The sequence below is a fragment of the Pseudoxanthomonas sp. JC1303 genome (assembly GCF_058448525.1).
On record NZ_CP185958.1, the window covers coordinates 3,524,783 to 3,545,599 of the forward strand.

16 protein-coding genes and 1 pseudogene are annotated in these 20,817 nt (G+C 62.0%); all 17 read left to right on the plus strand.

Going from position 1 to position 20,817, the window contains the following annotated elements:
- Positions 1 to 17 precede the first annotated feature (17 nt).
- The 17 genes and pseudogenes from ACORQU_RS15900 to ACORQU_RS15980 all read left to right on the plus strand — a co-directional run bounded on the left by ACORQU_RS15900 (position 18) and on the right by ACORQU_RS15980 (position 20,746).
- On the plus strand, positions 18 to 1,748 hold the full coding sequence (locus ACORQU_RS15900) for an XVIPCD domain-containing protein (protein WP_491642043.1): 1,731 nt from the start codon (positions 18 to 20) through the stop codon (positions 1,746 to 1,748).
- A 68-nt stretch (positions 1,749 to 1,816) separates the two neighbouring features.
- Positions 1,817 to 2,170, plus strand: a pseudogene (locus ACORQU_RS15905) (adenylosuccinate synthetase); the annotation flags it as partial.
- A 215-nt stretch (positions 2,171 to 2,385) separates the two neighbouring features.
- Positions 2,386 to 2,649, plus strand: coding sequence for a YlcI/YnfO family protein (locus ACORQU_RS15910; RefSeq protein WP_491642044.1), 264 nt, complete (start codon positions 2,386 to 2,388; stop codon positions 2,647 to 2,649).
- 5 nt (positions 2,650 to 2,654) lie between these two features.
- Positions 2,655 to 2,960, plus strand: a complete 306-nt coding sequence (locus tag ACORQU_RS15915) for a type II toxin-antitoxin system RelE/ParE family toxin (RefSeq protein ID WP_491642045.1) — start codon at positions 2,655 to 2,657, stop codon at positions 2,958 to 2,960.
- Positions 2,961 to 3,039: 79 nt separating this feature from the next.
- Positions 3,040 to 5,421, plus strand: coding sequence for an EcoAI/FtnUII family type I restriction enzme subunit R (gene hsdR, locus ACORQU_RS15920; protein ID WP_491642046.1), 2,382 nt, complete (start codon positions 3,040 to 3,042; stop codon positions 5,419 to 5,421).
- A gap of 63 nt (positions 5,422 to 5,484) precedes the next feature.
- Positions 5,485 to 6,120 carry a transcriptional regulator gene (locus tag ACORQU_RS15925; protein WP_491642047.1) on the plus strand — a complete coding sequence of 212 codons (636 nt, stop codon included), beginning with the start codon at positions 5,485 to 5,487 and terminating at the stop codon, positions 6,118 to 6,120.
- Between the two features lie 35 nt (positions 6,121 to 6,155).
- On the plus strand, positions 6,156 to 6,842 hold the full coding sequence (locus tag ACORQU_RS15930; RefSeq protein WP_456360004.1) for a nucleotidyl transferase AbiEii/AbiGii toxin family protein: 687 nt from the start codon (positions 6,156 to 6,158) through the stop codon (positions 6,840 to 6,842).
- 4 nt (positions 6,843 to 6,846) lie between these two features.
- Positions 6,847 to 8,316: a type I restriction-modification system subunit M gene (locus ACORQU_RS15935; RefSeq protein WP_491642048.1), complete on the plus strand. Its 1,470-nt coding sequence runs from the start codon at positions 6,847 to 6,849 to the stop codon at positions 8,314 to 8,316.
- Positions 8,313 to 10,592, plus strand: a complete 2,280-nt coding sequence (locus tag ACORQU_RS15940) for a restriction endonuclease subunit S (protein WP_491642049.1) — start codon at positions 8,313 to 8,315, stop codon at positions 10,590 to 10,592. The genes ACORQU_RS15935 and ACORQU_RS15940 overlap by 4 nt, the downstream gene beginning before the upstream one ends.
- 384 nt (positions 10,593 to 10,976) lie before the next feature.
- The gene (locus ACORQU_RS15945; protein ID WP_491642050.1) at positions 10,977 to 11,594 is read left to right on the plus strand and encodes an XAC0095 family protein; all 618 of its coding nucleotides are present in this window, start codon (positions 10,977 to 10,979) and stop codon (positions 11,592 to 11,594) included.
- Between the two features lie 486 nt (positions 11,595 to 12,080).
- Positions 12,081 to 12,365, plus strand: coding sequence for a CopG family transcriptional regulator (locus ACORQU_RS15950; RefSeq protein ID WP_491642051.1), 285 nt, complete (start codon positions 12,081 to 12,083; stop codon positions 12,363 to 12,365).
- Between the two features lies 1 nt (position 12,366).
- Complete coding sequence (locus ACORQU_RS15955; RefSeq protein WP_491642052.1) at positions 12,367 to 12,666, plus strand: type II toxin-antitoxin system RelE/ParE family toxin; 300 nt, start codon at positions 12,367 to 12,369, stop codon at positions 12,664 to 12,666.
- Positions 12,667 to 13,062: 396 nt separating this feature from the next.
- Complete coding sequence (locus ACORQU_RS15960; protein WP_491642053.1) at positions 13,063 to 15,726, plus strand: M1 family metallopeptidase; 2,664 nt, start codon at positions 13,063 to 13,065, stop codon at positions 15,724 to 15,726.
- 214 nt (positions 15,727 to 15,940) lie between these two features.
- Positions 15,941 to 16,453: a hypothetical protein gene (locus ACORQU_RS15965; protein ID WP_491642054.1), complete on the plus strand. Its 513-nt coding sequence runs from the start codon at positions 15,941 to 15,943 to the stop codon at positions 16,451 to 16,453.
- Positions 16,454 to 16,473: 20 nt separating this feature from the next.
- The gene (locus ACORQU_RS15970) at positions 16,474 to 16,725 is read left to right on the plus strand and encodes a hypothetical protein (protein WP_491642055.1); all 252 of its coding nucleotides are present in this window, start codon (positions 16,474 to 16,476) and stop codon (positions 16,723 to 16,725) included.
- 32 nt (positions 16,726 to 16,757) lie between these two features.
- A complete protein-coding gene (locus ACORQU_RS15975) occupies positions 16,758 to 17,276 on the plus strand; it encodes a hypothetical protein (RefSeq protein ID WP_491642057.1) in 519 nt (172 codons plus the stop codon).
- A 20-nt stretch (positions 17,277 to 17,296) separates the two neighbouring features.
- Positions 17,297 to 20,746, plus strand: a complete 3,450-nt coding sequence (locus ACORQU_RS15980) for a phospholipase effector Tle1 domain-containing protein (protein ID WP_491642058.1) — start codon at positions 17,297 to 17,299, stop codon at positions 20,744 to 20,746.
- Positions 20,747 to 20,817: the final 71 nt, after the last annotated feature.

Genomic DNA, 20,817 nt, shown 5'->3' on the forward strand with positions numbered 1-20,817 from the left:
GAGGAAAGGTGAACGTCATGGAAGACAACCCCGAAGCATCCCCATCGTCAACGACAGAACTGACCGATGACGAACTTCGAACCTTGGCATATTTCGCGGTAGGCGTCGGCTCCGAAGGCAGCGTTGGCGGGCGCGACGTATCCAATCGGCTCTCATTCGCGGGACGTGTCAGTGGTGGCGTGATGCATCCGATTGGCAACAGCGGATATTCCATCGGCACCTTGCAAACCGACCTGGGGCAGCATCCGGAGGTTGCCACCACGCTGGTGGCGGCCTATCAGGACTGGGCCAGACAAGCGCATCCGGACTGGACCCTGACGGCTGACCAGCAAGCGCAGACCGCAAGCGATCTGGGACGCAGTGGCCATACCATCACGGCCCAGCATGGCAGGGCACTGGATCCGGTCGTCAAATCGCATCTCGACCAGTTCCTGGCCTCGGACGCCGGCATTACCTATGTCCATGAACGCGACGTCGCCCAGGTGGATCGATTGATGCGGGTCGGGGGCGCCGTCGATCAGCTCAAAGACACCTCGCTGTATCAGCAATCCACGCTGGATGATCAGGCTAGGCTGGCGACGATGATCATGAAGCTGGAAAACCAGGCGGGGCAGGGTTACTACCCGCGCATCATCCGCGGGCTCAACGACGGCAGTATCGGCAGCGTCGACGGTGTACAGACTTCCATCAACAACCTGCTTCCGAACCGTGGCGGTCGTTCGCATTCCGATCCTGACTACGTCGAAACCGGCGTCGCACACGCGCTGGAGGGTACGGAAGTCTTCAACAAATTGCGCAACGCCAATGAGCAAAGTCCGCTTTATCAACCTTGGCAGGACGTCGTCTCGGATCCGTTGACCAATCCCGCGCTTGCCGGGGCAGCACCCGGGAGCGCGGACTTTGGCTTCGAATACGCGACAGTCAAAACCCTGTTCCTCCAGAAGGGCGAGGCACCTGCCTTTATCGATGCATTGAATCAAGGCGGCACGTTTGGCCATGCCAGCGTGGATTCGCGCGGTCATCGCCGCCCACAGTCCACTAATCTCTATGCGGCAGGAGATGATTTCGTGGTGTTGGATGGACGCGGACATGGCAAGGCATGGGTGGCGGACGTGTGGCGCGATGTCGAGCGCTCCCAGCTGAGCCGCGTCGATCATCCCGATGGCACCACTGACCTCAACCTTCGTGTGGACGGCGACTCAAGGCGCTTGCTCCATCTCGATCCGGCTGCCCAGCCGCTGCGGCCTGTGCAGACCGAAGCGGTGCGGGTGCGTGGAGCATCCCCGGAACAGAGCGAGCGTGATGCGCCGGCCAATCCTGCAACCTCCAGTCCAGATCATCCCGGACACCCGGACCATGCCCTGCTGGAGCAGATCCGCTCAGGCGTCGGTCGCGAAGATACGCGCGTCGGGCGCACCTACGACGAAGCCAGCGAGCGCTTGAGTCGCAGTCTTTTGGCGGCTTGCAAGGGTGGCGCCGAAGACATCGCGAACGGGATGAGTGCGATTCAGCGTGCCGACCATGTGGTATCCGGTGCCGACAACATGTTCGTGGTGCAGGGGAAGCTTGGTGACCCCGCCCACCTGCGCGTCCACGTCAATATCGCCGAAGCCATGAACACGCCGATCGCCCAGTCCGATGCGATGGTGCAGGCCGCCAATCAGGCGCAGCAGCAGGTAATGGCAAAGGAACAGCAGCTCGCTCCCGAGCTGACGGCCGTGAGTCCAAGAGGGCCTATGCTGTCTTGACGCAAGCCGGCGGTCTTTGACCGATGTCCGCAATGGTCACACGGTGGATCGGCCTATGGCCCTGAAGCCTTGCCCTCAGGCGCGCGGTGGCCATCAACGGCATCTCCGGCCTGTGCATCACCAAGCTGGACGTGCTGGACGGCATGGAAAAGCTCAAGGTCTGCATCGCCTACGAATACCGCGGCAAGCGCACCGAGTGCGCCCCGCTGGACGCGCAGGGTTGGGAAGAATGCACCCCGGTGTACCTGGAGTTCCCCGGCTGGAGCGAGAACACCCATGGCATCACCCACTGGGACGACCTGCCCGCCGCCGCCCGCGCCTACCTGCGCGCCCTGGAAGAACTGGCCGGCTGCCCGATCAGCATCGTCTCCACCGGCCCGGACCGCGACCACACGATGGTGCTGCAGGATCCGTTTGCCTGATCGCACGTTGTGATCCCTCTCCCGCGTGCGGGGGAGGGCGGGGGTGAGGAGCCTTTCAGCGCCTTTGCCCATACCAAGCCCCGCGCAAGCGGGGTTTGGTGTTTCTGGGCGGTAACAAATTCGGCATTCGCGAACAGCGAACTTCGGTTGCGGCACTTGAACGCCTGTGCATCCCCTGCGACCATGCATCGCAATTGCAACGCATGAGGTGTGGGATGAAAACCGCGTCGCTGCCGTCCCTGCGGGTCGAGCCGGAACTGCGTGAAGCCGCCGAATCGGTGCTGCAGAAGGGCGAGAGTCTGTCCGGGCTGATGGAGCAGTCGCTGCGCGATGAGGTGCGGCGTCGCCGTCACCAGGCCGAGTTCATCGCCAGAGGACTGGCGTCGCGTGACGAGGCGCGCCGGACAGGGCGCTACATCGATGCACAGGATGTGTTGGACGGACTGCAAGCCAAGTTGGATCGCGCGCGAAAGGAATAGGTCGGGTGGCATTCACCGTTCGCTTTACGGAAGAAGCGCAGCAGGATCTGGAGCGCTTGTACAACTGGTGGCTGCAGCATGCGGCGGGGGATGACTCGGTTGCCGAACGGGCCCTGCAGGCCCTGCGCGAGGGCGTCGCCCTTCTCGAGTTCGCACCGATGAGCTGTCGCAAGGCCACGGCGGATCCGTTCTTGCGAGAGCTTGTGATCGGCTTTGGCAGTGCGGGGTACGTGCTGCTGTTCGAGATCGAAAACAGCGCGATGGTGACCGTCCTGGCGGTCAGGCATCAGCGTGAAGACGACTATCATTAGGCGGCGAGTCAATCGATAAATGGCGCCTGTGCCCGGGGCGCGTCGCCAATTACGGGAAGCTGGAGATAAGGGGGATTGGATGGAAAAGTCGTCGTTAACCGAGCGCGATATCTGCACGAAGTTCATCATTCCTTCAATCGTCACTGCGGGCTGGGATATGGATATCCAGGTGCGCGAAGAAGTCGCTTTTACCAAGGGGCGCGTTGTCGTTCGCGGCAAGCTGCACAGCCGAGGGTTGGCGCGTCGTGCCGACTTCGTGCTGTACCACCGCGCCAATCTTCCTTTGGCCGTGATCGAGGCAAAGGACAATAGGCACGCCGTTGGTTCCGGTATGCAACAGGCGCTGGGATATGCAGATGCGCTGGATGTTCCGTTTGTGTTCTCAAGCAATGGCGACGGATTCCTTTTCCACGATAGAACCGCAACCGGCGACAAGGTCGAATCCGAACTGACGTTGGATCAGTTTCCCTCGCCAGAGGAACTGTGGCGTCGCTATTGCCTCTGGAAGGGGCTTGGTGAGGACGCGCGACAGGTGGTCGAGTCCCCGTATTACGATGATGGCAGCAGTCGCTCGCCGCGCTACTACCAGATCAATGCGATCAATCGAACGATCGAAGCTGTGGCCAATGGTCAAAACCGCATCCTGCTGGTGATGGCCACCGGAACCGGCAAAACCTATACCGCTTTCCAGATCATCTGGCGGCTTTGGAAGTCGCGCCAGAAGAAGCGCATCCTGTTCCTGGCTGATCGCAACATCTTGGTCGATCAGACAAAAAACAACGATTTCAAGCCGTTCGGTACGGCGATGACCAAGATCACCAAGCGCCAGATCGATACGTCTTACGAAATCTACCTGTCCCTGTACCAGGCGGTGACCGGCGTAGAGGACGTCAAGAACATCTACAAGCAGTTCTCTCGGGAATTCTTTGACCTTGTCGTCATCGATGAATGCCATCGTGGCAGCGCGGCTGGGGATTCTGCGTGGCGGGAGATCCTGGAGTATTTCTCTGGTGCCACGCATATCGGCCTGACCGCAACGCCAAAGGAGACCAAGGAAGTCTCCAGCAGTACTTACTTTGGAGAGCCCGTCTACAGCTACACGCTGAAGCAGGGCATTGATGATGGCTTCCTGGCACCGTACAAAGTGGTGCGCATCGACTTCGATGTCGATCTGCAGGGCTGGCGGCCACCTAAAGGGATGCGCGACAAAAACGGCGAGTTGATCGAAGATCGTATCTACAACCTGCGGGATATGGATCGCCAGCTTGTGGTCGAAGCGCGGACGTATCTGGTCGCTCAGAAAGTCACCGAATTCCTCACTGCCACCGGTCCATTCCAGAAGACCATTGTTTTCTGTGACGACATCGATCATGCCGAGCGTATGCGCCAGGCCTTGGTGAATCTCAATCCGCAGCGTGTTGCGGAAAATCGCAAGTACGTCATGCGCATCACCGGCGATGACAACGAGGGAAAAGCCGAGCTCGACAATTTCATCAATCCGGAAATGCGCTACCCCGTCATCGCCACCACCAGCAAGCTGATGACGACCGGCGTTGACGCGCAAACCTGCAAGCTCATCGTGCTGGACCAGCACATCAGGTCGATGACCGAGTTCAAGCAGATCATCGGTCGCGGGACGCGTATCAATGAGGACTACGGCAAGTACTGGTTCACCATCATGGATTTCAAGAAGGCAACCGAACTGTTCGCTGATCCATCATTCGATGGAGACCCGGAGGTGATCTACAACCCATCGCCCAATGACAGTCCGGTACCGCCTGAGATCGGGGGCGGCGAGGGTGGCGACGGCGGTGTGGTCGGCGATCCTCCAGATGGCGGTGATGACGTCACCACCGGAGGTGAGGATGGGCCGAAGCGCATCAAATACGTCATCGACAAATTGCCGGTATCGGTCGTGGCCGAGCGCGTCCTGTATTACGGATCCGATGGCAAGCTCATCACCGAGTCGCTGCGCGATTACACCCGTGAGCGCGTCCTGCGCCAGTTCGCATCGCTTGATGACTTCCTGCGGCGCTGGAGCGATGCGCAGCAGAAGAAGGCCATCATCGATGAGCTAGCCACACAGGGCGTGTTATGGGAAGAGCTGGCCGGCGAGGTCGAGAAGAAACTCGGCCAGTCGCTCGATCCGTTCGACCTAATCTGTCACGTGGCCTTTGATCAACCGCCGCTGTCGCGCAGCGAGCGGGCGGAGGGTGTGCGCAAGCGCAATTACTTCGCCAGGTATCAGGGCAAGGCGCGGCAGGTACTCGAAGGCTTGTTGGACAAGTACGCCGACACCGGGGTGGAGCACATCGAGGACATCAGGATCCTGCAGCTTGACCCGTTTCGTACCCTTGGAGCACCGGTCGAACTTGTGGCGGCCTTTGGCGGCAAGACGAATTACCAACGGGCCATCCTGGACCTGGAAAGCCAGCTATACAGCAGTGCGGACGTTGCCTGACGTGCGTTTCATAGTATTCTTGTCCTCTGTTTCAGGACGGGGGACGGGACATTTCCGTTACTCATGAAAAGTCAAGACATCCTGCTCTTGCTGAAGCTGGTCAGCCTTGAGCGCCAGCAATCGGTCCCTGTAGGCGGCGAGAAAGCAGCGCTCGGCATTCCCGATGACTGGCGCGGCTGGGCCATGTCGGCGGCTCAGGAGGATGGGGGGACGAGCGGCTTGGCCGAAGACGCGTTCTCCGTGCGCGGCCTTGAGGAGTCCACCGGCATCAGCAAATCGGAAGTCAGTCAGGCGCTCCGGCGTTGCGCCGACGTGGGGCTGGTCCTGGCCGAGCGCGGCAGCGGCATCCCGCGCGCCAACACGCGCGCCCTGCTGGGCTTTGTGATGAATGGGCTGAAGTATGTGTTCCCGGCGCGCCCGGGCCCGATCGTCCGAGGCATTCCCACGGCACACGCCGCGCCGGTGCTGGTCGATCGCCTGTTGTCCGCAGGCGAACACATCTACGTCTGGGAGGACGGCTACGGCAGCGAGCAGGGCCAGCGCGTGGAGCCGCTATACAAGAGCGTGCCGCGTGCCGTACGTCGCGATGCGGAGCTGTACGCCATGCTGGCGTTGGTGGACGCGATCCGGCTGGGGCGTGAGCGTGAGTCGGCGCTTGCCGGCAGTGTGCTGACCCAATACCTGCGGGAGGTGCCGTGATGGGCACGCCTAGAAATTGGGATATCCAGCAGCACATGCTGGCACGCGTGGCCGAAGCGCTTGGGCCGGATCTGCTGCCGGAAGTCGCCTTCGTCGGCGGCTGCACCACCGGTCTGCTAATGACAGACGCGGTAAGCCGGGAAGCTGTTCGCTTCACCGAAGACGTCGACTTGATCGTGCACGTCATGGGCCTGGGCAGTTGGTACCGCCTGCAGCAGGTGCTGGCCGGTAAGGGCTTTCGCACCTCGCCCAATGACGACGTCGTCTGCCGTACCCGCCTGCGCGATCAACATGCCAGCGAGCTGATCGTCGATTTCATGCCTGATGACGCTGCCGTCCTCGGATTCAGCAATCGCTGGTATGCCGATGCGCTGCGTGAGGCGTACGATCACGCCCTGCCGACCGGTGTGACGATCCGCGTGGTCGCTCCAGCCTACTTTCTGGGCACCAAGCTGGAGGCCTACCGGGGGCGCGGCAACCGTGATCCATTGGCCAGCCGGGATGTCGAGGACATCCTCAATGTCGTGGATGGCCGCGCCAGCCTGTGCGATGAGGTCGCGCAGGCGTCAACGGCATTGCAGTTGGATATCGCACAGGGGATCGCCGAACTCCTGCGCCACCGCGACTTCAACTATGCCGTTCAGGCTACTTCCAACAACAACCGCCAGCGCGAGGAGTTGATCTTCACGCGGCTGGACGCACTTGCATCCTTCAACAGGTAACACGATGTCGATCAGCAGTACCATCAAGTCCATCCAGGACATCATGCGCAAGGACTCCGGCGTCGACGGAGACGCCCAGCGCATCGGCCAGCTGGTGTGGATGTTGTTCCTCAAGATTCTCGATGACCGTGAGCAGGAATGGGAGCTCATCCAAGAGGACTACCGTTCGCCGTTGCCGCAGCGGCTGCGTTGGCGCAACTGGGCGGCCGATCCGGAAGGGATCACCGGTGATGAGCTGAAAAGCTTCATCGATATCGACCTGTTTCCCGATCTGCGCGATCTGACACCGCGCCACAGCAAGCCCCTGGGCTTTGTCGTGCGCGATGTGTTCCAGGACGCCTACAACTACATGAAGTCCGGGCAGCTGATCCGCCAGGTGCTCAACAAGATCCAGAGCGGTGTGGACTTCAACAAGGCGCAGGAGCGCCATGCCTTCGGCGACATGTACGAGCAGCTGTTGCGCGACCTGCAGAGCGCCGGCAACGCAGGCGAGTTCTATACACCGCGCCCGGTTACAGAATTCATGGTGCGCATGGTCGACCCCAAGCTGCATGAAAAGCTCATGGACCCGGCCTGTGGCACCGGCGGCTTCCTCACCTGTGCCATCGAACACAAGCGCCAGCGCTATGTGCGCACCGCCGAGGACGAGGCCGTCCTGCAGGCCAGCATCTTCGGCGTGGAGAAGAAGCCGCTGCCGCACCTGCTGGCCACTACCAACATGGTGCTGCACGGCATCGAGGTGCCCAGCCAGATCAAGCACGACAACACGCTGGCGCGCCCGCTGATCAGCTGGGGGCCGGGTGAGCGGGTCGACTGCATCGTCGCCAACCCACCGTTTGGCGGCATGGAAGAAGACGGCATCGAAAGCAACTTCCCCGCCGCCTTCCGCACCCGCGAAACCGCCGACCTGTTCCTTGTGCTGATCATGCACCTGCTCAAGGACGGTGGCCGCGCCGCCGTGGTGCTGCCCGATGGCTTCCTCTTCGGTGAGGGCATCAAGAGCCGCATCAAGGAAAAGCTGCTCACCGAGTGCAACCTGCACACCATCGTTCGCCTGCCCAACGGCGTGTTCAACCCCTACACCGGCATCAAGACCAATCTGCTGTTCTTCACCAAGGGTACGCCCACCAAGGACGTATGGTTCTACGAGCACCAGTACCCGGCTGGTTACAAAAGTTACTCCAAGACCAAGCCCATGCGCGTCGAGGAGTTCACCATCGAGGAAGCTTGGTGGGGCAGCGAGGCCGATGGCTTTGCTGCTCGCCAGGAAAATGAGTTCGCCTGGAAGGTCAGCTTCGACGAACTGCAAAGCCGCAACTGGAACCTCGACAGCAAGAACCCGCATGTGGGCGAGCAGATCAGCCACGACCCGGATGAGCTGCTGCGCAGTTATGCCGCCCTGCAAGGCGAGATTGGCGAGCTGCGTGACCAGCTCAAGGCGGTGCTGGCCGAAGCGCTGGAGCGCCGGGTATGACGGCGCTGCTTACCGACAATCTGCCGCTGCTGACCGGCGCGCCCAATGGCATCAAGAAGTTGCGCGAGCTGATTCTGGAGCTGGCGGTGCGTGGCAAGCTGGTGCCGCAAGATCCGAATGATGAGCCGGCCAGTAAGTTGCTTAAGCAGATTGCTGAGGAAAAGGCTCGGTTGGTGGCGGAGGGGCGGATCAAGAAACAAAAGGTGCTGGGTGAGATTAGCGAAGAAGATGCTCCTTTCCATGTGCCCACTAGTTGGGACTGGGTTCGACTTGGCGATTCTCTGGAAATGATAAATGGAAGAGCATTCAAACCTTCAGACTGGAAGGACGTTGGCCTACCCATCGTGCGCATCCAGAACCTCAATAGAATGGATGCTCCGTTTAACTACTGCGAGGAGTCTAGTGTCGATGATCGACATGTTATCGACACGGGAACTATTTTAATAAGTTGGTCTGGGACTCCAGGTACATCATTTGGTGCTTTTATATGGCATAGGGGGAGGGCTGCACTTAATCAGCACATTTTCTCCTGCCTTCAAAAGGGTGATGCTTTTTTTGATCGTTTTCTAATTCTTGCAATTAATACTCGTCTTGATGAGCTGATTGCAAAGGCTCATGGAGGAGTAGGTTTGCAGCATGTCACAAAAGGTAAGTTAGAAGCACTGACCTTGGTTGCTCCTCCTCTTGCCGAACAACACCGTATCGTCGCCAAAGTCGATGAACTGATGGCCTTGTGCGACCGGCTGGACGCCCGGCAAGCCGATGCCGACAGCGCCCATGCCCAACTGGTGCAGGCGCTGCTGGAGAGCCTGACCCAGGCCCGCGATGCCGAGGACTTTGCGCAAAGCTGGCAGCGCCTGGCCGAACACTTCCACACCCTGTTCACCACCGAACCCAGCATCGACGCCCTCAAGCAAACCCTGCTGCAACTGGCGGTGATAGGCAAGCTGGTGCCGCAAGATCCTACTGATGAACCAGCGGTCGAGTTGATGAAGCGGATTGCGGAGGAAAAAGCGAAACTGGTATCAGCGGGAAGTAAAAAAAAGCAGAAAGCTTTGGTACAGATCGACGCAGATGAGCGTTTGCTAAATTTGAGAAATGGCTGGGAGTCGGTTCGATTCGGCCAGCTCATTGAGTTGATTTCTGGACAACACCTAGGCCCAGAGGAGTACTTTGACTCCCCAGAGAATGGGGCTATTCCGTATCTCACAGGCCCAGCTGAGTTTGGCAAAGTCCACCCGCAGCCCACGCGCTTCACTAATGAGCGGCGAGCTACTTCGAGCCGAGGAGACATACTGCTGACAGTAAAAGGCTCTGGAATTGGTAAAACAAACTTTGTTGATCAGGAAGAAATCGCGATTAGCCGGCAGCTAATGGCGATTCGCCCAATTTTACTTGATAATAAGTACACAAGATATTTGCTGCTCTCAATGGCAAAGCATTTTAAAGGAAAGTCCATAGGAATAGCGATACCAGGCATTTCACGTGAGGATGTGCTGGAGGCGCCAATACGCCTCCCTCCCCTCGCCGAACAGCACCGCATCGTTGCCAAAGTCGATCAACTGATTGCGCTTTGCGACCAGCTCAAATCCCGCTTCAGCGAAGCCCGTCAATTGCATGAGCACTTGGCCAATGCATTGATTGGCCAAGTTTTAAGTAGTGAAAAGAAGTCAGGCGCCGAGGTTGTTGACTTCAGCGCTTACCTCATTTCAAAGCTCGCGCCACAACGCACCTTTGGGCGCGTGGCACATATGAAGATGCTGTTTTTGGCGGATTCCCATCTTGGCTTGGGTTTGATGGATGGATATCGTCGCCATGCTGCTGGTCCGCTCGATACGACGATTTATCGAGTGGAGGAGCGTGCCGCCAAAGAAGGGCTGTATTCGACCTCGATCGAGGTGCTCAAATCGGGGCAGGAAAAGGTCTCCTATCACATCGGGGCGAACATCAGTCGCTCTGTCGAAATGGCGGCTGCCGCACTCGGCGCTGGTCGGAAGGAGTTGGATCGCCTTATCGCGCTATTCGAAGGGCGTAAGACGGACGATCTGGAGGTCGTCGCAACGCTATACGCGGTCTGGAACGATGCGCTTGCCGGGGGGCTTGATCCCAATGACGAGTGGTTGATCAACGAGTTTCGCGGCAACTGGCATGAGGCGAAGGAGCGCTTCACGCCGGACATCTTAGGTAAGTGGCTTGGTTGGATGCGCGATCATGGACTTGTCCCGACGGGTAACAGTGCGGTGACAAAGTCACAGGCAGCTTTCTTGTTCAATTGAATCTGCAGTGTGCGGGGTACGGGCTGATGGCAACGAGTTGGTTGAGCTCCGACGGGGAAACCTCGTTGTCGCTGGCCAATGATGCGTTTTCCAGCTCGCAGCGGCGTTCGTTATCCATGCTTGACGTAGAAATTTTTCGGTAGCAATCTTTCTGCACGGAGCCTCGAAACTCCGCTTACAGCGGTACCCACCTCCGACAAACCGGTGGGTTTTTTGTGCCTGCAAACTTTGTAGGCGCAACCGACGTGATGCTCTGCGTCGGGAGGGCGGCTAATACAACACCCGCAAGGGGAATACGCCCGCCGGCTGTAAGCGGTTTCGAGCCTCCCGACTTCCCGTCCGCCATTCCGGCGGGCGGTCACTTCATGGAATGAGGAGGCACCGATGTCAACGCACGAAACGCATGGACTTCATGACGCGCAGGCGCTGTTGGATCAGGAAGGCCGGCTCCCGCTGGTACGGCTGAGCGCGCATCTCAGATTGCTGGCAGGGCTGGCCCAGCGACGCGCCGAGGACGGCGCGGGCGATGGATTGGCGGATGGAGGTGGCGGCGAACTTGCGGGTTCCCTGCAATGGCTTGCCGACCAGTTGGACCGGGTGCTGGGCGAAATGCCCCCGCCAGCGTCGCAGGCGGAGACTTCCGACACGATCGCGTATGAAGTCGCTTCGGATGAGGATGAAGATGACGACGACGCGGAAGCCGAGGAAGAGGGCGATGCGGAAGCGGGCGATTTCCTTTTTGGCGTCACCCTGGACCAGATTGACACGCTCAACCGGCTGGTCCACGCGATCACGGCGCACGGGGACGTGGTGGCCGCCAGCGACATGGCCGAGTACGCCGACGGCACGTTGGCGCAGATGGGGCATACCGTCTTCGATGCCGGCCTGGAAGTGCGCGCGGTGCTGGAGGCTGTGGCGTCGCAGTGCCTCCGGGAGCGGGCGCCGCTCGGTCGCGTGCGTGAACCGCGTGCCGTTTATGGGGTGGGGGCGCGGCTGCACTGAGCGCGTTGTTGGCCGTGTGTTGAGGCATCGCGTCACTGCGATGCCTCAACGTGCCATGCGCGGTGCTGGTGCGTGGCGAGAAAAGCAGCCCGGGTGGCGAGGTTTCTCGCCCCCTGGCTGCTTTGGGTCTTCTGCAGGCTGGCCAGAGGGCAGCGGAGCGAGCTCCCCTCTACGGAAAGGCTGTGCAGCGGAGCGAGCTGCGCGCTACGACGGGGCGGGGTTGGCGGGGAAATATTTGCGGCGAGCTTCGGGCCTTGTAGAGCAGAGCTTGCTCTGCTGGGGCTTTCCCCGCGCGGGTTAGGTTTTCCGCGCGCTGGCCGGAGGGCAGCGGAGCGAGCTCCGCTCTACAGGAGTAGAGCAGAGCAGGGTCGAGCGGGGCGGGGTCGAGCGATACGCGGCTTGATTGCGGGGTCAGGCATGTGGCGACCGCCTTGGGGTGTGACACGTCTGTGCTACATTTCGGTTTTCCGTGGCTCGGAGCCTTGTATGAGCACCACCACCATTCGCCTGCCGGAGGCACTCAAGGCGCGCGTGGCCCAGGCGGCCGAGGCGGCTGGCACGACTTCCCACAGCTTTATTTTGGAGGCCATTGCCGAAAAGACGGCGCTGGCCGAGCAGCGTGCGGAATTCCATGCGGTTGCGGACCAGCGTTACGCGCAGTTCCTGGCCGATGGCGTCAGCGTGCCGTGGGACCAGGCACGCGACTATCTGACGCGCCGCTTGGCGGGAGCGCGTGCCGCCCGGCCCTCTGTGAGGAAGCAGGTGCGCTGAGGTGTCGCGCGTCCAACTGACGCCCGGTGCCCTCGACGATCTGGACCGGATCCTCGCGCATCTGGAGCAGCACGAGGTCGACGCGCGGGAAGTCCGCGTCAGCCAGATCATTAGCGCGCTGGACGTGCTCGCGGACAACCCCCTGATTGGCCGCCCTGCGGGGCACGGGCTGCGGGAACTGGTGATTGGCCGTGACGCCCGGGGTTATGTGGCGCTGTATCGCTATCTGGAGCCGCTCGGCACGGCGCTTGTCCTGGCGATCCGGTCGCAGCGTGAGGCGGGATACGCATCGCCTGAATAAGCCTGTTCGCAAGCTGGATGCCGCCAGGGCCGGTGAGTTCCTCGCGCGGTGATGGGGATTTCCGTGCGCTGGTCGGAGGGCAGCGGAGCGAGCTCCGCTCTACGGAAAGGCTGTGCAGCGGAGCGAGCTGCGCGCTACGACGGGGCGGGGTTGGCGGGGAAATATTTGCGGCGAGCTTCGGGCCTTGTAGAGCAGAGCTTGCTCTGCTGGGGCTTTCCCCGCGCGGGGTGAGTTTTCCGCGCGCTGGTCGGAGGACAGCGGAGCGAGCTCCGCTCTACGGGTGAGGCGGGGTGGCGGGAGGATCCGGCCATGACTTCCGGCGGTGTCGGCTGCCGATGCGGCGGGGGATCATCGGCGGTCGGCGCTTCGAGGCGCCCTTCATTTTCGAGGATTCGCATGCGCAAGACCCTGGTGACCGCCATTGCCCTGGCCCTGGCCAGCACGAGCGTGGCCGCGTTGGCCCAAGCCGCTCCTGCTTCTTCCACCCCGGCGTCTTCCGCCGAGGTGACCACCCAGCTGCCGCGCACGGCCAAGCCGAGCCACTACGCGGTGCAGATCACCCCGCACGCGGACAAGATGACCTTCGACGGCAAGGTCAAGATCGACGTGCAGGTGCTGCAGCCGACCCAGACCATCGTCCTGCAGGCGGCCAACCTGACCTTCGGCACCAGCACGCTCAGCGCCGGCAAGAGCAAGCCAATGCCCGCCAAGGTCAGCACCGATGCCGATGCGCAGACGGCGACCTTCGCCTTCGACAAGACGCTGGCGCCGGGCCAGTACACGTTGTCCATCGACTACAGCGGCATCATCAATACCCAGGCCAATGGCCTGTTCGCGCTGGACTACGCCACCGACAGCGGCCAGAAGCGCGCGCTGTACACCCAGTTCGAGAACTCCGACGCCCGCCGCTTCATCCCGTCCTGGGATGAGCCGGACTTCAAGGCGACCTTCGACCTGACCGTCGAGGTGCCGGCCGACCAGATGGCGGTGAGCAACATGCCCATCGCCTCGTCCAAGGACGTGGCCGGCGGGATGAAGCAGGTGGTCTTCCAGACCTCGCCCAAGATGTCGACCTACCTGCTGTTCTTCGGCCTGGGCGACTTCGAGCGCGCCACGACCATGGGCCCCAACGGCACCGAGATCGGCGTGATCGCGCAGAAGGGCAAGGTGTCCCAGGCCAAGTTCGCGTTGGATTCCGGCCGCGACGTGCTCAAGGAATACAACGATTACTTCGGCGTGGACTATCCGTTGCCCAAGCTGGACAACATCGCCGCGCCGGGGCAGAGCCAGTTCTTCAGCGCGATGGAGAACTGGGGCGCGATCTTCACCTTCGAATACTCGCTGCTGCTGGACCCGGCCATCTCCAACGTCAACGACGAGCAGCGCGTGTTCACCACCGCCGCCCACGAGATCGCCCACCAGTGGTTCGGCGACCTGGTGACCATGGCGTGGTGGGACGACCTGTGGCTCAACGAAGGCTTCGCCACCTGGATGGAAGGGCGCACCACGGCCAAGCTGCATCCGGAATGGGACATCGACAAGACCGACGCGGCCTACACCAGCCGTGGCGCGATGGGCCGTGACGCCTACGCCACCACCCATCCGGTGGTGCAGCACGTGGCCACGGTGGAGCAGGCCAGCCAGGCCTTCGACGGCATCACCTACGGCAAGGGCTCGGCGGTGATCGGCATGCTGGAGGACTACGTGGGCTCGGACGCTTGGCGCGCCGGCGTGCGCAGCTACATCAAGAAGCACGAGCACGCCAACGCGGTGACCGACGACCTGTGGGCCGAGATGGACAAGGCCGCCCCGGGCAAGGACTTCACCCAGGTGGCGCATGACTTCACCCTGCAGCCGGGCGTGCCGCTGATCAAGGCCAGCGCCACCTGCGCGGGCGGGCAGACCACCGTGACCCTGGAGCAGGGCGAATACACGGTCGATCGCCCCGACAAGACCCCGCTGCGCTGGCACGTGCCGGTGGCCCTGCGTGGCGCCGATGGCAAGGAAGTGCGCGTGCTGGTCGATGGCGACGCGCAGGTCAAGCTTCCCGGCTGCGACGGCCCGGTGCTGGTCAATGCCGGCCAGAAGGGCTACTACCGCACGCTGTACGCGCCGGCGCAGTTCAAGGCGCTGACGGCCAGCTTCAATACGCTGCCGGTGGTGGACCAGCTGGGCGTGATGATGGATACCAGCGCGCTGGCGACCATCGGCCTGCAGCCCGAATCGGACATGCTCAACCTGACCGCCAAGGTGCCGCTGAAGGCCTCCGACGACCTGTGGCTGCAGGTGGCCGGCACGCTGGGCGGCATCGACGATATGTTCGAGGGCAAGCCCAAGGCGCAGGCGGCATGGCGCAAGTACGCCATCGGCCGGCTCTCGCCCAAGTTCCAGCAGTTGGGTTGGGACAACCGCGAGGGGGATGCCGCGCGGACCAAGCAGCTGCGCAGCAGCCTGATCGGCATCCTCAGCAGCCTGGGCGATGCGCAGGTCATCGCCGAGGCGCGTCGCCGCTTTGCCGCCTTCCAGGCCGATCCGTCCTCGCTCTCGCCCGACCTGCGCCGCACGGTGCTGGGCATCGTGGCGCGCAATGCCGATGCGACCACCTGGGAGGCCCTGCACCAGATGGCGCAGAAGGAAACCTCCTCCATGGTCCGCGACCAGTACTACAGCCTGCTGGCCTATGCCAAGGACGACGCCCTGGCGCGCAAGGCCCTGGACATGGCGCTGACCGACGAGCCGGGTGCCACCAACAGCGCCAGCATGATCGGCGGTGTCTCGCGCGAGCATCCGGACATGGCGTTCGACTTTGCCGTGGACCACCGCGAGCAGGTGAACAAGCTGGTCGACTCGACCTCGATCTCGCGCTACTACCCGCGCCTGGCCAGCGGCTCGACCGACCTGAAGATGGTCGACAAGCTCAACGCCTTCGCCGACAAGTACATCGCGCCGACCTCGCGTCGCGATGCGGAAACCGCGGTCACCGGCATCAAGACCCGCATCAAGCTGCGCGCCGAGCGCCTGCCGCAGATCGAGGCCTGGCTGAAGCAGCAGAAGGGCTGAGTCTGACGATTGCGTCAAGAGGAAAAGGCCCCGCTGTGCGGGGCCTTTTCTTTGTTGCTCGGGAATTTAGGCTGGCGGGTAACGCGCTCCTGATCTTCTGTTCACCTGTGCAGCTGACGCGCCCTCGGCGATCGGAAGGGGATAGGCTTCGCGCTCTGGCACGTCGTCGTGCGCTGGCTTAGCATCACGCATCGCCTCCAGGAAGGAGAACGCCATGTTTGGCCTGTCCTCTCGCTCCAAAGATCCTTGGCCGTTGAAGTTCACGCGGCATAATTTCGGCGCGCGCGCTTACGACGTACTGCGCAACCGCGTCATCTACGACCGACACGTCCATGGAGAGCGTGAAACGCCTCCAGGACCCGAGCCCGACGGCGACTGGAGGTCTGATTGGATATCAGGCTACGGCGTGGGCACTGGCTTTCCCCCTCCGGCGCAAGTCGACTGGATCAGTCTGGACGGCACCGAACACCACGCCGAGATTGATGTCGACGCCTTGTTCAAGGATCGCCTGGTGCGCCATCACGTGCCGAAGGAGGATATTCCCGAGGGCTGGCTGGCAGCTAATGCGATCGATCCGATTCCTGTCGATGTGCTGATGGAAATCAATGATCGAACGGTGACGATCTACGCGCGAGCCCATGTGACGACCAAAGAACCGCAGATTCCTGGCAATCCAAGAAGTTGCCATCGAACAGATCTGATCGAGGTCTGGACCCACACATACTGATTCGGACAAGGAGCGTTGTCATGAGCGAGAAGGATCCGCAACGCATCACACCCATGGACGACGATGTCACCTCGTTCGTTGCCGACGAGTCACGGCTGCACACCTTCAGGGAGGCGAGTGCGCAGCTCTCGCACTTCGAGGTGCCGCGGCTGGTTGGTGTGGTTGACCCACATGAGCGGGTGTTCTATGCAGGTCCCACCGCTCAGGGCAGCGGCGTGGCTGGGGTGGAAGGCCGCGAGCCCTCTCTGGCACGTCATCGTGCACTGGCTTAGCATCACTCATCGCCTCCAGGAAGGAGAACGCCATGTTTGGCCTGTCCTCTCGCTCCAAAGATCCTTGGCCGTTGAAGTTCACGCGGCATAATTTCGATGCAGCCTGCTTCAACACACTGCGGTGCAGCGTGATTTACAACCGCGATCAGTTCGCGCGTCCTTACGATTTCGAGCCTTCTGGGCCGCCCCCACGGAACGATTGGAAGGACCGCTGGACAAGCACCTCCAGTGTCGACCAGAACTTCCCCCCCCCGGCGCAGGTCGACTGGATCAGCTTGGACGGTACCGAGCACCATGCGGAGGTCGATATCGGTGCGTTGTTCAAGGACCGGCTGGTGCGCCACAACGTCGCTAAAGAGGACATTCCGGAGGGGTGGCTGGCAGCCAATGCAATCGATCCGATCCCGATCGACGTGCTGATGGAAATCAATGATCGGACGGTGACGGTCTACACGCGAGCTCATGTGACGACCAAGAAGCCGCAGATTCCCGGCAATCCAAGAAGTTGTCATCGGATAGATCTGATCGAGGTCTGGACCCGCACGTACTAACTCGGACAAGGAGTGTCGTCATGAGCGAGAAGGATCCGCAACGCATCACACCCATGGACGACGATGTCACCTCGTTCGTTGCCGACGAAGCCCGGCTGCACACGTTCAAGGAGGCGAGTGCGCAGCTCTCGCACTTCGAGGTGCCGCGACTTGCAGATGGGGCTGATCCACACGAGCGTATCTTCTACGCTTTTTTCGATGGCACTGGGAATGATGCGGACAATGATCCGATTCATGCGACGAATGTTGCGCGATTTCGCGATCAAGTACGATTGCAAAGCAACAGCGATTTGCAAATCGCTTTCCATTACGTTGCCGGCGTAGGCACCCAGGACAACACGCTTGTAAAAGCCGCTGATGGTGCGCTGGGTCATACCTACGAAGCGCGTATGGCTGAGATGCATAACTCCCTGACAAAGCAAGCTAACGCGTGGCTTGAGCAAGATCCTGGGGTCCAGATTCGCGTCGTCAGCGTCGGATTCAGCCGGGGTGCCACCCAGGCCGCAATCTTCACCAACGCTGTGCACGAACTCGGCATCGCCGATCTTGATAGTCGCGTGGTCGACGCCGAAGGGCAAATCAGCTACACCCGCCACATCGCTGCTCCCGGGATGACGCCACAGGCGGTCGGGTTGTTCGACCCCGTCTCCACCGGCGTGCAGGAGCTGGCCGACCGCAGGCTCGCGCCTTCGGTGGTGTCCGGCTTCCAGATCACTGCAGTGGACGAGCAGCGGGTGAAATTCAGGTCCGACCGGATCATGCCGTTGGGTTTTTCAGAGGACGGTCGCTTTCTCAACGTGGCGGCTGCTGGGGCGCACTCGAACATCGGCGGGAGCTATGTCCGCGACGGGTTGTCGCTGCGCAGTTTCAACCTGATGGCCGACTACCTCAATGCACAGCGCCCGGGCGCGCCGATGTTCGAGAAGGTGCACGAGCCTGACGAGCCGCGCCTCAATCGCGTGCACAACTCGCATGAGGGCATGCCGATCTATCAGCTGGACCGCAAAGTCGATCGCACGTTGTCGGAGGGCGTCAACACCCGGCTGGCACCGCAGTCGCCGTCCATTCCAGGTCAGGTGCAGACGATGGAGACGTCCGTCGATGGCCCCAAGCCATTTGGCGATCAGTTTCCGCGTGGCCCGGCGACGCCGGTCCATATCGGCCCCGTCCCCGAGGCACGCAGCGCACAGGCCGCGCAGAATCTTCTGCGCATCGGTGCAGCGGAGGCCGCGGGAATCGGCCCCGCCACGGGCGGCCAGCGCCTGATCCGCTTGGCCGGGCAGGCCGGCGCGGCGTTGGCGGCTGGCGCGACCATCTACGACGGCTACCAGACGTGGCAACGCTACGAGGCGCTGTCCGCCCAGGGGAACGACACGGCCGCCGATTCCGAGCGCAACCACGCGATCGCACGCAACCTCGGCGGTTGGGCGGGCGGGGCTGCCGCAACGGCGGCGGTGGGAGGCTCGGGATTCGTGCCCGTGGCGGCGGTCGCGGCCGATGCGATGTTGTTCAGCAAAGCCTTCGAGAAGGGGGCGGACCTGATCGACAACCACAAGATCTACCACCAGACCGACAAGGCCGGGGTGGACTGGGAGTTCACCGGGCGTGAGTGGGTCCGTGAGGCGCGGATTGATCTGGCCAGCGATGCCAGTCACCACCCAGTGGGCTCCGGGATCGGCGCGAGCTATGAAAAATCACGAGAGCTCAACGCCTATGCCAACGCCAGGGCGGTGGAGCTGGCCCTGGGCAGGGTGCCGGCACCGCAAGACCCGTTCAAGCTTCCGGCAGACAAGGACGAAGGCCGTCTCGACAACCCGGACTGGAACTACAACGCGCAAATCGATCAGTGGTCGCGCTCGGTCAAGGTAGGCCTGCGCGGAGCCAACGACGCTGGTGTGTACGAGACCCAGGTTGCCACCCCCGAGCGCAAGGCGGCGCTGGACGCGCAAGCGGTGGGTGTGATCCAGCACAACATCGCCAACAGTCCCGGGGCCATTGCCCAAACCTATCTGGAACACGCAGCGGCGCAGCGTGCCCAGGACTTCACGCCGGTTCCGGCGGCCGTGCAGCAGGCGCAGGCGCGCACCGATACGCTCATCGGTTCTGACAATCGGCAATATCGGCAGGCGGTGGACGGCGGCTGGATGGGTCCGGACGGTCGGGCCGAGGGCAACATGGCGCTCGAGCTGGCGCTGACCGAGCGGGTGCGGGCGCCGGTGCTGCAGGCCAATGCACAGCGCCTGGCGCAGCTGCAAGCCGCGCCTGCGCCTACCGCCGAACAGCAACAGCGGTTCGAACAGCTGCATCGCTACCAGGTCGCCGGGGTGGATCTCAACGTCAATCCGGAGACCCAGCAAGCGATCGATCTTGCGGTGCAGCGCACGCGCGCGACACACGGGATCAGTGGCCCTACCATGGATCAACTTCAGCGTAACGACCATGGCCAGTTCGGCTATGACAGCCCCATCGTCCATTACCAAACCGGTGCGGACGGCGTCGCGCACCAGGTGGCGGTCACCACCAGTGCGCAGATCCATGAGGCGCGGCAGGAAATTCTGCACGGCCGCAACCCGCAGACTGCGTTGCCCACGCAGACCACGGTCTCGGTCACTGCACCGGTCCCCGAGCAGGGACAGCGCGTGGACGCCGCTCCGGCCACGTCGGCTGCAGCGCCCGGGATGAATGCCCCTACGCGAACATCCGTATCACCAAGCCCCTCCCATACGAACGCACAGGAGAAGGAGGCGGCCAGGCTGAGCTTTCGTGATCCCTCCCACTTGGGCAACGGGACCTACAAGGAGCTGCTGGACCAGGTGCACCGGATGGAGTTTGACAACAAACTGCCCTCTGGCCCGCACAGCGAAAAAATCGCCGCGGCGTTGTTGGTGGAAAGTGCCGCAGGCCGGCTGTATTTGAACAAGGTGCGAATGGGCGAGGATGGGATGATCGAAGGCATCCGCCAGATCGGCATGGAAGAGCCGCGTGTGTTGGCCCGAATCGATCCGGCCAAGGCCACGCAACCGTCGATGCAGGTCTACGAGGACAAACTGCAGACGGTGCTCAATGCCCCAGTAGCGGACAAGGCGCAGGCGATGCCGCGCACGCCGGAACAGGCACAGGGCATTGCCACGATGGCCATGGAGGACCAGATCCTGTTCGCGCACATCCGCCGTGCCACGCCTGGGCACGTCAGCGACGAACACGTGGCCCAAGCCATGCTCGGCGCCAAGGAGAACCAGATCTACCAGGCCGGTGACGTCAGCTCGGTCATGCTGGCGGGTGATCAGCTTTGGGTTGTGGGAAGTGGTGCGGGCCAGCGTGGCGTTTCCGATGTTTCCGCCCAGGCGCAGCCTTTGCAGGACACCGTGAACAACGTGCAGGCCATCAGCCAGCAGCGTGAGCAGCAACTGGCCATGGATCTGCAGCCACGGCAAGACGCGCCGAGCGGACGTGGCGGGCCGACGATGTGAGTACGCCCCAACCCTGCACGCCTGCCGAACCGTACGTGATCGTGTTCCTGCTGGCACACCGGCGCAGCGGC